The organism is Rathayibacter sp. VKM Ac-2926 (genome assembly GCF_022815565.1).
GTDB lineage: Bacteria > Actinomycetota > Actinomycetes > Actinomycetales > Microbacteriaceae > Rathayibacter > Rathayibacter festucae.
In genome coordinates this window covers 301,052-315,482 of the sequence record NZ_JALGRS010000006.1, presented here as the reverse complement: position 1 = coordinate 315,482, position 14,431 = coordinate 301,052, and the positions used below count along the sequence as shown (strand labels likewise).

Here is a 14,431-nt window from a genome sequence, read left to right as displayed (position 1 = left end):
ACGCCGAGTCGGCCTCCCCTCGTGCTCCTCCCAGCCCCCCGCCGGCGCCCGAGGCGCTCCCTCCGCTCGAGACGCCCGCTGCGCGGGCCACTCGATCAGCATGGACATCGCCCTGAGAACACGATGGTCCGTGCTCCCTCAGAGGACCGGTGCGTGCACAACCAAGGCTGGAAGGCGCGATCGGTCGAGAATTCGCGGTTCTCGGGGCTTCCGGCCTTGGTTGTGCACGCCCGCACGCGGCCACCCTCAGCGCAGGACGCCCGAGACCGCCTCCGCCAGCCGGATCGCCGCGCGCTCGAGCTCGCGGGAGCGCGCGGTGACGTCGTCGGCCATGCCGACCAGGCACGCCGCCGCGACGACGGCGCCGCTCGCGTCGCGGATCGGCGCCGAGATCGAGACCATGCCGGCGTCGTCGTAGGCCTGCATCGAGAGGACGCCGTCGCGGCGGACGGTCTGCATCCGGCGGAGGAACCGGGCCAGGTCCCGCGGGGTGTGCCGGGCCGGGAACAGCTGCGTCAGCTCGTCGGGCTCGAGGTCCATCAGCATGGTGGGGCCGCCGTCCGAGCCGACGATCGGGTGGGCGCGGCCGAGCCAGGGGATCATCGCGAGGCCGTCGCCGGCCAGCTCGAGTTCTTCCACGAGCGTGAGGCTGCGCATCCCCGCGAGCACGGTGACGAACGCGCAGGCGCGAAGACTCCGCGCCGCCTCCGCGACCAGCGGCCCGCCGCGCGACACGATCAGCGGAGCGGCCGCCGCCCGGAACCAGCCGTGCACGACCCAGGCGACGCGGAACTCCCCGTCGCCGCCGCGCTCGACCACGCCCGCCGCGACGCAGGCCTCGAGCAGCCGGCCGGTGCGGTCGCGGCGGAGGCCCGCCGCCCGCGCGGCGCCGGCGGCGGTGTCCGGCCCGTCGGCCAGGTGCTGCAGGAGCGGCAGCACGGCGTGGAGGGCGGAACCCCCGGCGAGGGGGGCGGCTGAGATCGTCGGTTCGTCGCTGTCCGCCGTGTCGTGCCCCGCGCCCGCCTCCCGCGAGCCGCTCAGCCCCGCCTCGATGCTCCGCCGCGCGACCGCCAGGGCCCGCCGGATCCGCGGCCCGTTCTCGCGCAGCCGCACCGCCGGCAGTCGCACCGCCAGCACTGCCGCGCACTCGCCCGCGGGCGTCAGCAGCGGCGTCGCGATCTCGACCCGCAGCCCCTCGGTCGTCTCCGCGACCGCGTCGTCGCCCGGGCCCAGCGGATCCGCGGCGCGGGCGATCGCGGTGCCCGCATCGTCGATCCGCTCGCCGACCGCGGCGGGGGAGTGCAGGGTCCACGACGAGAGCACGCTGCCGATCACCCGCATCGACCCGGGTGCCCCGGCCGCCAGCACGACGGTCTCGCCGGTCTGCTGCGCGGCGAGCGTGAGAGCGAAGCGGAGCGACCGAGCGACCGGCGCCGCGGCCCGCCCCGAGAGCCGCACGGCGACCGCGCCCAGGCGGTAGCTGCCGTAGTCCGCGCCGCGCTCGATCAGCCCCGTCCGCTCCAGCTCCGCGCACAGCCGCGAGACCGAGCTGAGCGGCGCGCCGAGCTCGGCGGCGAGAGCGCCGACCCCGAACGGCGCCGTCGGATCCGGCCGCTCGCCGAGCAGCCTCAGCACCCGCAGGCCCGTCGTCACGCGTCCGCTCACGAGCCGCCCCTCTGCAGAACCGTCAATCCCGAGGCGCCCGAATCGCCGCCAGCACGCACTGTAACAGCGCCGGAACCCGCCGTTCCTACAGTGATCGCACTCGCCCGGCGGCGGTCACGACGGCCCGCCGAGCGCGACGGCGGCGCGCCGTCACCCGCTCCACGAACGCTTCCCACAGCCCTAGGAGTCCCATGAACCCGACCGTCCCCCGCCCCGCGACCCGCACGGCGCCCCGCGCCACGCCGCACCCCGCCCGCCGGGCCGCCGCCGTCACCGCGGTGCTCGCCTCCGCGGCCCTCCTCGCCGGCTGCTCGGCCGACGCCGCCGCCACGACCGACGCGGAGCCGAGCGCCCTGTTCGAGCAGAGCATCGCCGACCTGGTGCCCGAGGACATCGCCGCGGCCGGCGAGATCCGCATCGCGAGCGGCCCCGGCTATCCGCCCCTGCTCGACCTCGCGGACGACGGCACGACGCTCTCGGGCTCGCAGCCCGAGGAGATGCGCCTGATCGGCGAGGTGCTCGGCCTCGACGTCGTCTTCGAGGACATCAAGTTCGACGCGCTCTTCCCCTCGCTGGCCTCGGACAAGATCGACGCCGCAGCGGCCGCCTTGGGCGTCACCGCCGAGCGGCTCGAGACCGTCGACTTCGTCAGCGACTTCCTCGGCGGCACCACGCTGCTGGTCGAGGGTGGCAATCCGCTCGATCTGACCATCGACACGCTCTGCGGCCAGTCCGTCGGCGTGCTCAAGGGCTCGACCGAGAACGACATCACGCTGCCGAAGTGGGACGCCGTCTGCACCGAGGCGGGCGAGCCGGCGATCGAGATCTCGACCTTCCCGACCGCGGCCGACGCCGTGCTCGCCCTGAGCTCCGGCCGCGTCGACGCGACGGTCAGCGCCGTCCCCCCGGCCGTCTTCCAGGCCGAGCAGTCCGACGGCGCGCTCGAGGCGCTCGACGTCAACTTCGAGCCGAGCCCCTGGGGCATCGCCTTCCCGGACGGCTCCGAGCTGGCCCCCGCCTTCCAGGCCGCCCTCGAGCACCTGATGACGACGGGCGACTACCAGGAGAACCTCGAGCGCTTCGGCGTCGAGGTCGGCGCGGTCGAGCAGGCCGAGCTCTACACCGACCCGGCCCAGATCAGCGGATGACCGCCGTGGAGCAGCGCGCGACGACCACCGCGCCGCCCGAGACCGTGGTCCCCGTCCGGCACTGGGGCCGGCGGGCGGCGACCGTCGTGATCCTCGTGCTGGCGGCGCTGCTCGCCCACTCGGTCGCGACCAACCCGAACTTCGAGTGGGGCAGCGTCTTCGGCTACTTCCTCGACGGGCGGATCCTCCGCGGACTCGGCACCACGCTCCTGCTCACCGTGATCGCGATGGTCGTCGGCATCGTCGTCGGCGTCCTGATGGCCGTCGGCCGGCAGTCGCAGACGCTCGTGGTCGCCACGGCGGCGGGCGCGTTCGTCGCCTTTTTCCGCGGCACGCCGCTCCTGGTGCAGCTGATCTTCTGGTTCAACCTCGCCGCGCTCTACCCCGAGCTCAGCCTGGGCATCCCGTTCGGCCCCACCTTCGCCAGCGCCGACACCAACGTGCTGATCAGCCCGTTCCTCGCCGCGATCCTCGGCCTCGGGCTCAACGAGGGCGCCTACATGTCCGAGATCGTCCGCGCGGGCCTGCTCTCGGTCGACCCCGGCCAGGTGGACGCCGCCGAGGCGCTCGGGCTGCGGAGGGCCCAGGTCTTCCGCCGGATCGTCCTGCCGCAGGCGATGCGGGTGATCATCCCGCCGACCGGCAACCAGACGATCTCGATGCTGAAGACGACGTCGCTGGTGAGCGTGATCGCGATCCCCGACATCCTCTTCGCCGCCCAGACCATCTACTCCCGCAACTTCGAGGTGATCCCGCTGCTCATCACCGTCAGCCTCTGGTACCTGCTCGTCACCACGGTCCTCAGCGCGGGCCAGCGGATGATCGAGCGGCGCTTCTCCCGCGGCGACCGGATCGTCCAGGGCCCGACCCCGCTCGGGGCGCTGCTCGCGAGCGCGAGGCCGCGGCCCGCCGCCCGAGGGGAGGGAGCGCTGTGACCGCGCCCATGGTCCAGGCGACCGGCGTGCACAAGCAGTACGGCGGCAACCTCGTCATCCGCGGCATCGACCTGACCGTCGCGCCGGGCGAGGTGACCTGCCTGCTCGGCCCGTCCGGCTCGGGCAAGAGCACCTTCCTCCGCTGCATCAACCACCTCGAGAAGATCGACGCGGGCACGATCAGCGTCGCCGGCGAGCTGGTCGGCTACCGCCGCCACAACGGCCGTCTGCACGAGCTGCGCGACGCCGAGATCGCGACGCGGCGCAGCGAGATCGGCATGGTCTTCCAGCAGTTCAACCTCTTCCCGCACCTCACCGTGCTGGAGAACCTGATCGAGGCGCCCGTCCTGGTCCGCCGCGAGAAGGTGCCGGACGCCACGGCCCGCGCCCGCGTGCTGCTCGACCGGGTCGGCCTCGGCGCCAAGGCGGACGCCTACCCGCGCTCGCTCTCCGGCGGTCAGCAGCAGCGGGTCGCCATCGCCCGGGCCCTGGCGATGCGACCCCGCCTGATGCTCTTCGACGAGCCGACCTCCGCGCTCGACCCCGAGCTGGTCGGCGAGGTGCTCGACGTGATGCGCGACCTCGCCGCCGAGGGCATGACGATGATCGTCGTCACCCACGAGATCGGCTTCGCCCGCGAGGTCGCCGACACGGTGACCTTCATGGACGGCGGCGTCGTCGTCGAGTCGGGGCCGCCCGAGCGGATCCTCGCCGACCCGCAGCACGAGCGCACCCGCGCGTTCCTGTCCAAGGTCCTCTGACCCTGTCACCCGAGCCGTCGATCCCGGCGGCCCTCACCGATCCACGGAAGCGAAGCATCAGCATGGAGAAGTTCGACGTCGCCGTCGTCGGAATGGGCGCTCTCGGCAGCGCCGCCGCCTACCACCTGGCCCGCCGCGGCGCCCGGGTCGTCGCGTTCGAGCAGTTCGAGCTCGGCCACGTGCGCGGCGCCTCGCACGACACCTCGCGCATCCTGCGCACCTCCTACGGCGCCCCCGAGTACGTCCGGCTCGCGCAGTCGGCGTACCTCGACTGGGCCGACCTCGAGGCGGAGTCGGGCGAGTCGCTCGTCACGATCACCGGCGGGCTGGTCTTCTTCCCGGCCGGCAGCCCCTACTCCGCCGAGGCGTTCCGGTCGAGCCTCACCGAGAGCGGAGTGCCGTTCGAGCTGCTCACGCCGGCCGAGGTCACTGCGCGCTGGCCGCAGTTCTCGCTGCCCGAGGGCACGCAGACGGTGTACACCGCCGACTCCGGCATCGTGCACGCCGCCCGCACGGTCGCCGTGCTGCAGCTGCGGGCCCGGCAGCACGGCGCCGTGATCCGCGACCGCACGCCGGTCGAGGCGCTGCTCCCCGGCGAGGACGGGGTCGTCCTGCGCACCGCGGGCGGCGACGTGCTCGCGGGCAAGGTGATCCTCGCCGCGGACGCCTGGACGAACGAGCTGCTCGCGCCGCTGGGCGCCGAGATCCCGCTCGTCACGATGCAGGAGCAGGTCAGCTACTTCGCGCCCGCCGAGCCGAGCGCCTTCGACCGCGAGCGCTTCCCGGTCTGGATCTGGGAGGACGAGCACTGCTTCTACGGCTTCCCGACCTACGGCGAGCCGACGATCAAGGCCGCGCGCGACGTCTCCGACAACCTGATGGCGCCGCGCGAGCGCACCTTCGTCCCGTCGGCCGAGCTGCTGGAGGAGCTGACCGGCTTCGTCGGCGCCGTGGTGCCCACCGCCGGCGAGGTGCTGCGCACCGTCACCTGCCAGTACGCGCTGACGCCGGACCGCCGCTTCGTCCTCGGCCCGCTCGACGAGCACCCCGACATCCTGGTCGGGCTCGGCGCCGGGCACGCCTTCAAGTTCACGCCGACCATCGGCCGCGTGCTCGCCGAGCTCGCCCTCGACGGTGCGACCAGCGAGGACGTGTCGGCCTTCGGAGTGACACCGCCGGTCGCGGCGCCGCTCCTGGGCTGAGCGCCGCGCGTCCGGCAGGCTGGTGAGGACCGACTTCGGAGGAGGACCCCGTGCAGATCCAGAGACTCGGTGAGGATGCGCGCCGCCGCCCGCTCTACGGCGGCTCGGGCGTGCTCGACCTGGAGTACTACTTCCGGGCGACCACCGCGCTGCCCAGCTCGGTGATGCGCTTCCACCTCGAGCCGGGCACCTCCGAGGGCGAGCACGTGCACCTCTCCGGCGATCCCGGCAGCTGCTCGCCGGACAGCTCCGACGAGCTCTACGTGGTCGTCCTCGGCGAGGTCGTGATGACCGTCGACGGCGAGAGCGCCGTCCTCCGCGCGGGCGACGCCCTCTACGCCCCGGCCGGCAGCCACCACGGAGTCGCCAACGAGTCCGCCGCCCCCGCCGAGCTCCTCCTCGTCTTCGGCCCGCCGACCCCCTCGACGAGCTGACGCGCTCACGTCCCATGCCGGTCGAGCAGCCGCGCAGCGGCGTATCGAGACCGCCGTCGCCAGCCGTCGGGCCTGCAGACCCGCCTTGTGACCACGGTGGATCTCGATACGCCCGCTCCGCGGGCTACTCGATCAGCATGAACCGCCCGCCGTCAGATCATGCTGGTCGAGCAGCCGCGCAGCGGCGTATCGAGACCCTGCGGCCGAGGCGTCTTCGTCTCACGCTGGTCGAGTAGCCGCGCAGCGGCGTATCGAGACCCTCCCCTGCCTGCTCCGTCGATCACCCCCATCCGTGTTCCCGCCCCCCACGTCCCGCCGCGGCCTGCCATCCTGACCTCGCACGCCCCGATCCCGTGCATGGAGGCGCGGATGTCCGACGACGGCATGGCCGAGTCCGGCTACCGGCAGACCCTCACCCGCGGCATCGGCCGCTTCGGCAGCTTCGCCGCGGGAGTCAGCTACATCTCGATCCTGACCGGCACCTTCCAGCTCTTCTCCTTCGGCTACGCGAACGGCGGCCCCGCCTACTGGTGGTCCTGGCCGATGGTGTTCGCCGGGCAGCTGGCCGTAGCGCTCTGCTTCGCCGAACTCGCCGCGCGCTACCCCGTCGCCGGCTCCGTCTACAACTGGAGCAAGCGCCTGGCCGGCCCGACGGTGAGCTGGCTCGCCGGCTGGATCATGGCGCTCGCCTCCGTCGTCTCGCTCGCCGCCGTCGTGCTCGCCTACCAGAGCACGCTCCCGCAGATCTGGCGGGGCTTCCAGCTCGTCGGCGACGGCACCGGCACGAGCGCCGGCGTCAGCGCGGTGCTCTGGGGCGCGATCCTGGTGGCGTTCACGACCGGCGTGAACGCGATCGGTGTGCGGCTGATGGCCCGCATCAACAGCGTCGGCGTGCTGATCGAGCTGGTCGCCGCGGTGCTGCTCGTCGTCGTCCTCGCCGCCAATGCGGTCAACCCGCCGAGCGTCGTCCTCGAGACGGCCGGCCGCGGCGAGGGCGTCCCCGGCGGCTACCTCGGCGCGTTCCTCATCGCCGCGATCGCCTCCGCCTACGTGATGTACGGCTTCGACACCGCCGGCTCGCTCGGCGAGGAGACCGTCGATCCGCGGCGCACCGCCCCCGCCGCGATCCTCCGCGCGATCACCGCCTCGTTCGTGCTCGGCGGCCTGATCATCCTCTTCGGCCTCCTCGCCGCCCCCGACCTCGCCGACCCCGCACTCGGCTCCCCGTCCGGCGGCCTGCAGCTCGTGGTCCTGCAGGTGCTCGGCGGCCCGCTCGGCTCGGTGTTCCTCGGCTGCATCGTGGTCGCGATCACCGTCTGCGCGCTCGCCGTGCACACCGCCGGCATCCGCCTGGTCTTCGCGATGGCCCGTGACAACGCCCTGCCCGGCAGCGCCCTGCTCGCCCGCGTCGACCCGCGCCGCCGCACCCCGGTCGCCCCGGCCGTCCTGATCGGCGTGCTGGCCGTCCTGATCCTCGTCGTCAACATCGGCACCCCCGAGATCTTCACCGCCGTGACGAGCGTCGCCGTCATCCTGATCTACCTCGCCTACCTGCTGGTCACCGTGCCCCTGCTGCTGCGCCGCCTGCGCGGCCGCTGGCCCACCGCCGACGCGCCCACCGGCTACTTCTCGCTCGGCCGCCTCGGCCTGCCGGTGAACATCGTCGCCGTGCTCTGGGGCGCCGCGATGGCCGTGAACCTCGCCTGGCCCCGCACCGAGGTCTACGGCGACGGCCCCCTCCGCTGGATCGCCCTCATCGTCGTCGGCGCGGTCGTCACCGTCGGCCTCGCCTGGTTCCGTCTCCGCGGCCGCCACCACCTCGGCGTCCTGCCGGAGCACGCCCAGCCGCTCCCGGAGCCGCTCGACCGCTGACCTCTCGACGTCCGCGCTCCTGCCCGTCCCTCCGTGTCGCCCCATCCGTCACCACCGGCTGCTGCCTCGCCGCCGAAGGAGCCGTTCGTGCCGGATCGCCGCCCCCCTCTGCCCGCGGGAGCCCGCACGCGCTGAGTCGCCCGAGAAGGTCCGTTCTCTCGCCCAAGAACGAGCCTTCTCGGGCGACTCAGTCCAACGGGCTCCTCGCTCACCGCATCGGGGCCGGCGATCGTGCGCGCGGGGTCCGGCCCGACGGTGCGCCAGGATGGACGGCGGGCGACCGCCCGTCGAGGGGAGGGAGCGCCGTGCCGGACCGCCAGGCTCTCTCGACCGGCGCGCTGCTGACGCACGCGGTGCTCATCCAGGCCGTCGCCTTCCTGCTGCGGCCGGCCGCGGTCTACCAGGCGATCCAGCTCGACGTGCCGGCCTGGGCGCTCGGAGCACTCGGTGCCTCCTTCGCGGTGGTGCCGCTGCTGATCGCGCTGCCCGTCGGCGGCCTCGTCGACCGGGTCGGCGCCCGCTTCGTGATGGCCTGCGGCTCGCTGCTGACGATCGCCGCCGCCGGCCTGCTGCTCCTCGCGGGCGGCGGCCTCGTCGGCCTGCTCTGCGGGACCGCGCTGCTCGGCGCCGGCCACCTCGGCTGCGTCGTCGGCCAGCAGGCGGTGGTCGCCGGGGGAGCGGCCGGCACCCGCCTCGACAGCCGCTTCGGCTACTACACCTTCGCCGCCTCGCTCGGCCAGGCGATCGGCCCCGCCTTCATCCCCGTCTTCGCCGGCAGCGCCGTGCGCCCCGACCCGGCCCCGCTGTTCCTCGTCGGAGGCGCGCTCGCCGTCCTCCTCCTCGCCGTCACCACCGCGATCGCTCGCCCCGCGCCCCGAGCCGCCGCCGAGGCCCCGTCCGAGGGCTCGACGCTCGGCCTGCTGCGGATCCCCGGCCTCGCCCGCGCCCTGCTCACCAGCGCGACCGTCGTCGCCGCCGTCGACCTGACCGTCGTCTACCTGCCCGCCCTCGGCGCCGAGCGCGGCCTGCCCGCGGGCGTGGTCGGTGCCCTGCTGACCGTCCGCGCCCTCGCCTCGATGGCCTCCCGGCTCCTGCTCGGCGCGACCACCTCCCGCTTCGGCCGCACCCGCGTGATGGTCGCCGGCATCGTCGTCTCCGCCGTCTGCCTGATCCTCACCGCCCTGCCCGCTCCGACCGCGCTGCTCTTCGTCGCCGTCGCCCTGCTGGGTCTCGGGCTCGGCATCGGCCAGCCGATCACCATGTCCTGGCTGATCGAGCGCACCCCCGCCGACCGCCACGGCCGCGCCCTCTCCCTCCGCCTCGCCGGCAACCGCATGGGCCTGATCGCCCTGCCCACCCTCCTCGGCACCATCGCCGCCGCGGCCGGCGCCGGCGGCGTCCTCATCGGCACCGGCGTCGCCGTCGGCTCCACCCTCGTCCTCCTCCGAGGCGTCCGCCTCGACTGACCCGCGCCGCCCGCTCGGGCGCCGAGTCGCCCGAGAAGGCTCGAATCCGCCCGCGATCCGCGCCATCTCGGGCGACTCACCCGCTCACTCCAGGCGCACCTCCGCGGCGGACTTGTCGGCGCGCCAGCCGCGCCAGACGGGCTGGCGGAGGGTGCCGCCGGAGGTGCGCTCGCGGTAGCGGACCTCGCCGACGAGGACGGGCTCGACCCAGTGCACGCCGCGGGACTCGGCGGGCGGGACGGCCACCGCGGGCTCGTCGGTGGCGTGCTCGGCGAGGCGGTCGACGAGGCCGCGGCGCTCGCGGTCGCTGAAGCCGCTGCCCACCCGGCCGGAGTAGACCAGTCCGTCGTCGCCGGGCAGCGCGGTCAGCAACGAGCCGACCGAGCCCACCAGCCCGCCCTCGCCCTCGCGCCAGCCGACGATCACCACCTCCTGCACGCGGTGGTGGGTGAGCTTCACCCAGTCGCCGGAGCGGACGCCCGGCCGGTACGCGGCGTCCCGGCGCTTGGCGACGACACCCTCCAGGCCGAGGGCGAGGCTCGTCGACATCGCCTCCTCCAGGTCGCCGTCGAAGACCGAAGGGACGTGCACCCGCTCGTTCTCGGTCGCCAGCTGCTCCAGGGCGGCGCGCCGCTCGTCGTAGGGGCGGCCGATCGCCTCTGTGCCGTCGATCGCCAGCAGGTCGAAGAGCATCAGGTGCACCGGAGTCGCGCGGGCCGCCGCCTCGATCTCGCGCGGCTTGGTCAGGCCGCCGCGGGTCTGCAGCCGGCCGAAGTCGGGCCGGCCGCGCTCGTCGAGCGCGACGATCTCGCCGTCGAGCACGCAGTCGACCGCCGCCGCCTCGGCGATCGGGGCGAGGAGGTCGGGGAACGCGGCCGTCAGGTCGTTGCCGTTCCGGCTGGTCAGGGTCACGGCTCCGCCCGCCACCCGTACCAGGGCGCGGTAGCCGTCCCACTTCATCTCGATCGCGGAGTCCGCGGGGATGTCCGCCGCGCGGCCGGCGGTCGCGAGCATCGGCCGGAAGGCGGCGGCCTCCGCGGTCGGCGCGGCAGCGGAGGACCGCGGCGCTCCGGGATCGGTCGGTGCGGCAGCGGACGGTGCCGGCGCTCCGGCCTCCGACGCCCCGCCGGACCCCCCGCCCTTCCGCACCCCGACCCCGCGCCCGTGCGCCTTCCCCCCGTGCGCCTTCCCCCCGTGCGCCGCGGCCCCCGGCGCCATCAGGTGCAGCAGCCAGTGCTTCTCGTCCCCCTTCCCGCCCTTCGCCCCCGTGTGCAGCAGCGCGTACCGCCGCGGCTCGCCGCCGAGCCCGCCGTCCGGCCGGCCGGTCAGCACCGCGATCACCTCCTCGCCCTCGCGCCATTTCTCCAGCGCGTAGGTGCCCTCGTCCCAGATCCGCACCTCGCCGCCGCCGTACTCGCCCGCGGGGATCGTGCCCTCGAAGGTCGCGTACTCGAGCGGGTGGTCCTCCGTCTGCACCGCCAGCCGGTTCGGATCGCCGTCCAGCGGCGGCCCCTTCGGCACGGCCCAGCTGACCAGGACGCCGTCGTGCTCGAGCCGGAAGTCGTAGTGCAGCCGTCGCGCGTGGTGCTCCTGCACGACGAAGGTGTCGCCCGACGTCGCGATCCCCGCCCCCGGCGACGGCACCGGCTCCGGCGTCTTCGAGGCGTCGCGCATGCTGCGGTAGGCGGCCAGCCGGTCGGCGGAGGCGTCGGTCGCCGCGAAGCCCGCCATCCGCTCCGGCGACGGCTCGAGCCCCGCACCGCGTGACGCGAGCACCGGGCGCAGCAGGTCGCCGTCGCTCCGCAGCCGCTCGACCACCTCGTCCGGAGCGAGGTGCCGCAGATCCGCCGCCCCGATCTCCTCCCACGAGCGCGGCGCGGCGACCCGCGGCAGCAGTCGTCCCCGCAGCGAGTACGGCGCGATGGTCGTCTTCGCGGCGCTGTTCTGACTCCAGTCGACGAGCACCTTGCCCTCGCGCAGGGTCTTCTTCATGTCGGACACGACCAGATCGCGGTGGTCGGCCTCGAGCACCTTCGCCAGCTCGTGCGCGACCGAGGAGATCTGATCGCTCGAGGCGGAGGCGTCCAGCGGGCAGTAGAGATGGATGCCCTTGCTCCCGCTGGTCACCGGGAACGGCTCGAGCCCCATCCCCTCCAGCAGGTCGCGCGCGAGGAACGCCACCTCGGCGCACTCCGCCAGCCCCGCCCCCTCGCCGGGGTCGAGGTCGAGCACGAGCCGGTCCGGCGGCCGCCGCTCGCCGTCCGAGCCGACCCGCCACTGCGGCACGTGCAGCTCGAGCGCCGCCTGCTGGGCCAGCCAGGTCAGCCCGGCGACGTCGTCGACGAGCGGGTACTCGACATCGCGCGAGGAGTGCGCCAGCTTCGTCCGGCTCAGCCAGTAGGGCGCGGAGGAGGGCAGGTTCTTCTCGAAGAAGACCTCGCCCGGCTCCTCCGCGGTGCCGACCCCGTCGACCCAGCGCTTGCGGGTGACCGGCCGCCGGGCGAGGTGCGGCAGCATCGCGGAGGCGACGGACGCGTAGTAGGAGAGGACGTCGGCCTTGGTGAACCCCGCCTCCGGATAGACCACCTTGTCGAGGTTGGTCAGCCGCAGGCGCCGCCCACCCACCGACACGAGCTGCTGCGAGGAGGGGGTCATGACTCCATGGTGGCGTCGCTCGTCCGCCGCCGGGGCGGAAGTTGCGCCGACGGGGGAGGATCACGGCGAGGGCGACGGTGTGGAGGAGTGTCTCGCGGCCCGCGCACGGCTGCACTGGATAGCCTGACGATCACCCCCACTTCCTCGACAAGGAGCCCCGTGCCCGAGACGATCACCGACATCCCGCTCACCACGATCGACGGATCCACGTCGACGCTCGCCGACTACGCGCCGGTGAAGCTCATCGTCAACGTCGCCTCCCGCTGCGGCCTCGCCCCGCAGTACGAGAAGCTCGAGGCGCTGCAGAAGCAGTACGGCGACCGCGGCTTCACGGTGCTCGGCTTCCCGAGCAACCAGTTCCTGCAGGAGCTCAGCGACTCCGACAAGATCAAGGAGTACTGCTCGACCACTTGGGGCGTCACGTTCCCGATGTTCGAGAAGGTCAAGGTCAACGGCCGCTCGGCGCACCCGCTCTACGCGGAGTTGACCAAGACCGAGGACGAGGCGGGCAAGGCCGGCAAGGTGAAGTGGAACTTCGAGAAGTTCCTGATCACCGCCGACGGCACCGTGCATCGCTTCCGCCCGACGGTCGAGCCCGACGACCCGCGGATCGTCCAGCTGATCGAGGCGTCGCTCCCCGCCTGATCGCGGCGGCTGCGCGGATCCGATCGAACGGCGGCGCGGGATCGACCCCGCGCCGCGGCGGTTCTAGCGGGCGCGCAGCCCCTCGGCGATCCGTGCCTGCGCGGGCTCGACGCCCTCGGGGCAGACGATGTCCGAGACCTCGAACGGCGTCGCACGGGTGAAGGGGATCATCTCGATCCCGTCGACGTGACGCAGAAGGACGAGCGCACTGTCCCCGTCGCGGAGCGTACGGCGCACCTGCCGCAGGAAGACACCGGCCATCTCGAGCTCGACCGTAAAGATCCGGCCGCTCACGTCGATCCGGCAGCCGAGCACGGGCTGGGAGGCGGTGGAGGCGGAATCGGGCGCGTGGCGGACGGCGATCGGCTCGTCCTTGCGGAGGGAGCCTCCCGTCCCGGTCAGGGTGGGTGCTGCGACTGCTCGCGCGGTATCGGTCATCGTCGTCTCCGTCCGTGGTCGCGACCGACGGAGAACCGCCCGGTCACTGTCCTCAGACGCTACGACGCGACCCTGGGACGGGGGGTGGGGTTGACGGATCCGGTCTCGGGGGAGAAGGCGGCGGGGTCAGGAGCCCTGACGCGTCTCCTCGGGCTCCGGGAGGACGGACAGCTCGCCGTGCATGCTCGCGACGCTCAGCATCTGCTCGATCCACGCGCGGTTGAGCTTGGGCTGGTGCGTCTCGGCGAAGCGGAAGTGCAGCGGCACCGACGGGTGCAGCCAGACCGAGCTGCGGCCGTGGCCGGTGGAGGCGTCCTCGGTCCAGGAGAGCGAGAAGGCCTCGTTGCGCCGCAGCTTCGACAGCACGGCGACCTTGAGGTGGGCGAGCACCCGCTCCTCGAACTCGATCTCGAGATTCTGCGGTCCATAGGTCAGCGTGGCCACGGGCGCCCTTCGTCAGTGCGAGCCGCCCACGGCGGACAGCTCCTCGGGGACGGTAACCGGTGGAGCCCCTCCACGCGGAATCGGCGGGGAGACACGCCGATGCCCCATTGACAGCCCGGGCCGCGCCCCCTAGCCGGGGGCCGCTTCGCCCGCATGCTGGTCGAGTAGCCCCGCAGGGGGTGCCGACCTCTCGCCGAGGGCCTCTGCGAACCTCATGCTGGTCGAGTAGCCCCGCAGGGGCGTATCGAGACCCACCGTCCCCAGCAGGGTGGGTCTGCAGACTCGTCCTCTCGACGCGGGTGGATCTACTTGGAAGAGACGCCCGCAGACATGCTGGTCGAGTAGCCCCGCAGGGGCGTATCGAGACCCGCGCACCCCAAGGACGTCGGCCTCTTCCCCGCCCTGCGATGGCGCCGGAGGCGCCCCCTCCGCTCGATACGTCCTCTGCGTGGGCTGCTCGATCAGCATGGAGCGTCCACCCTGACGAGGTGACCCTCTCGCGTCCCGGACGCCCTCTGCTCGGACGTTCGGCTCGCGCTTCCGCCCTGGGCTCGCGATCTCGGCGCATTCCAGCGTGCCGGAGGTGTTTCCGCGTGCCGGAGCTCGCGCGCACGGGGACGTTCGGCTCGCGATTCCACCCCGGGCTCGCGATCTCGGCGCATTCCGACGTGCCGGAGGCGACCCCGCGTGCCGGAGGACGTCCCCCGCAGCGAGGACCGCGCCCGGCCTCCGTCCGGCGCGACCGGGTAGCATCGCAGGGCCTGTT

At 73.7% G+C, this 14,431-nt stretch carries 12 protein-coding genes; 8 read left to right on the top strand and 4 right to left on the bottom strand.

Features of this window, described 5'->3' with window-relative positions; translation table 11 throughout:
• Nucleotides 1-246: 246 nt before the first annotated feature.
• Nucleotides 247-1,665 (bottom strand): helix-turn-helix domain-containing protein, encoded by a 1,419-nt coding sequence (locus MT351_RS10905; RefSeq protein ID WP_243582176.1) that lies wholly within the window; start codon nt 1,663-1,665, stop codon nt 247-249.
• Nucleotides 1,666-1,856: 191 nt separating this feature from the next.
• Between MT351_RS10905 and MT351_RS10900 the strand changes: the two genes are divergently transcribed.
• The 7 genes from MT351_RS10900 (at nt 1,857) to MT351_RS10870 (ending at nt 9,483) form a co-directional block, all read left to right on the top strand.
• Nucleotides 1,857-2,813: an ABC transporter substrate-binding protein gene (locus tag MT351_RS10900; protein WP_243582175.1), complete on the top strand. Its 957-nt coding sequence runs from the start codon at nt 1,857-1,859 to the stop codon at nt 2,811-2,813.
• Nucleotides 2,810-3,748, top strand: coding sequence for an amino acid ABC transporter permease (locus MT351_RS10895; RefSeq protein WP_243582174.1), 939 nt, complete (start codon nt 2,810-2,812; stop codon nt 3,746-3,748). The genes MT351_RS10900 and MT351_RS10895 overlap by 4 nt, the downstream gene beginning before the upstream one ends.
• A complete protein-coding gene (locus MT351_RS10890) occupies nt 3,745-4,509 on the top strand; it encodes an amino acid ABC transporter ATP-binding protein (RefSeq protein WP_308197440.1) in 765 nt (254 codons plus the stop codon). Before MT351_RS10895 ends, MT351_RS10890 begins: the two co-directional genes overlap by 4 nt.
• Before the next feature lie 62 nt (nt 4,510-4,571).
• Nucleotides 4,572-5,711, top strand: a complete 1,140-nt coding sequence (gene solA / locus MT351_RS10885) for an N-methyl-L-tryptophan oxidase (protein WP_133960424.1) — start codon at nt 4,572-4,574, stop codon at nt 5,709-5,711.
• 50 nt (nt 5,712-5,761) lie between these two features.
• A complete protein-coding gene (locus MT351_RS10880) occupies nt 5,762-6,145 on the top strand; it encodes a cupin domain-containing protein (RefSeq protein WP_132436538.1) in 384 nt (127 codons plus the stop codon).
• 369 nt (nt 6,146-6,514) lie between these two features.
• Nucleotides 6,515-8,017, top strand: coding sequence for an APC family permease (locus MT351_RS10875; RefSeq protein WP_243582173.1), 1,503 nt, complete (start codon nt 6,515-6,517; stop codon nt 8,015-8,017).
• A gap of 305 nt (nt 8,018-8,322) precedes the next feature.
• The gene (locus MT351_RS10870) at nt 8,323-9,483 is read left to right on the top strand and encodes an MFS transporter (protein WP_132436542.1); all 1,161 of its coding nucleotides are present in this window, start codon (nt 8,323-8,325) and stop codon (nt 9,481-9,483) included.
• An 84-nt stretch (nt 9,484-9,567) separates the two neighbouring features.
• Here MT351_RS10870 and MT351_RS10865 read toward each other — a convergent pair whose 3' ends face one another.
• Nucleotides 9,568-12,138 carry an ATP-dependent DNA ligase gene (locus MT351_RS10865; RefSeq protein WP_132436544.1) on the bottom strand — a complete coding sequence of 857 codons (2,571 nt, stop codon included), beginning with the start codon at nt 12,136-12,138 and terminating at the stop codon, nt 9,568-9,570.
• A gap of 159 nt (nt 12,139-12,297) precedes the next feature.
• On the opposite strand from MT351_RS10865, the gene MT351_RS10860 reads away from it, so the two are divergent.
• On the top strand, nt 12,298-12,783 hold the full coding sequence (locus MT351_RS10860) for a glutathione peroxidase (RefSeq protein ID WP_243582172.1): 486 nt from the start codon (nt 12,298-12,300) through the stop codon (nt 12,781-12,783).
• Between the two features lie 63 nt (nt 12,784-12,846).
• Here the strand turns inward: MT351_RS10860 and MT351_RS10855 are convergent, their stop codons facing one another.
• Together MT351_RS10855 and MT351_RS10850 are read right to left on the bottom strand one after the other, a co-directional pair.
• On the bottom strand, nt 12,847-13,221 hold the full coding sequence (locus tag MT351_RS10855) for a hypothetical protein (RefSeq protein WP_132436548.1): 375 nt from the start codon (nt 13,219-13,221) through the stop codon (nt 12,847-12,849).
• A gap of 126 nt (nt 13,222-13,347) precedes the next feature.
• Entirely contained in the window at nt 13,348-13,665 is a 318-nt protein-coding gene (locus MT351_RS10850; RefSeq protein WP_123448043.1) for a hypothetical protein, read from the bottom strand.
• Nucleotides 13,666-14,431: the final 766 nt, after the last annotated feature.

Coding starts and splice junctions, on each gene's coding strand:
- MT351_RS10900 (WP_243582175.1), top strand. CDS start 1,857: ATGAACCCGACCGTCCCCCGCCCCGCGACCCGCACGGCGCCCCGCGCC.
- MT351_RS10895 (WP_243582174.1), top strand. CDS start 2,810: ATGACCGCCGTGGAGCAGCGCGCGACGACCACCGCGCCGCCCGAGACC.
- solA (WP_133960424.1), top strand. CDS start 4,572: ATGGAGAAGTTCGACGTCGCCGTCGTCGGAATGGGCGCTCTCGGCAGC.
- MT351_RS10875 (WP_243582173.1), top strand. CDS start 6,515: ATGTCCGACGACGGCATGGCCGAGTCCGGCTACCGGCAGACCCTCACC.
- MT351_RS10865 (WP_132436544.1), bottom strand. CDS start 12,138: ATGACCCCCTCCTCGCAGCAGCTCGTGTCGGTGGGTGGGCGGCGCCTG.
- MT351_RS10855 (WP_132436548.1), bottom strand. CDS start 13,221: ATGACCGATACCGCGCGAGCAGTCGCAGCACCCACCCTGACCGGGACG.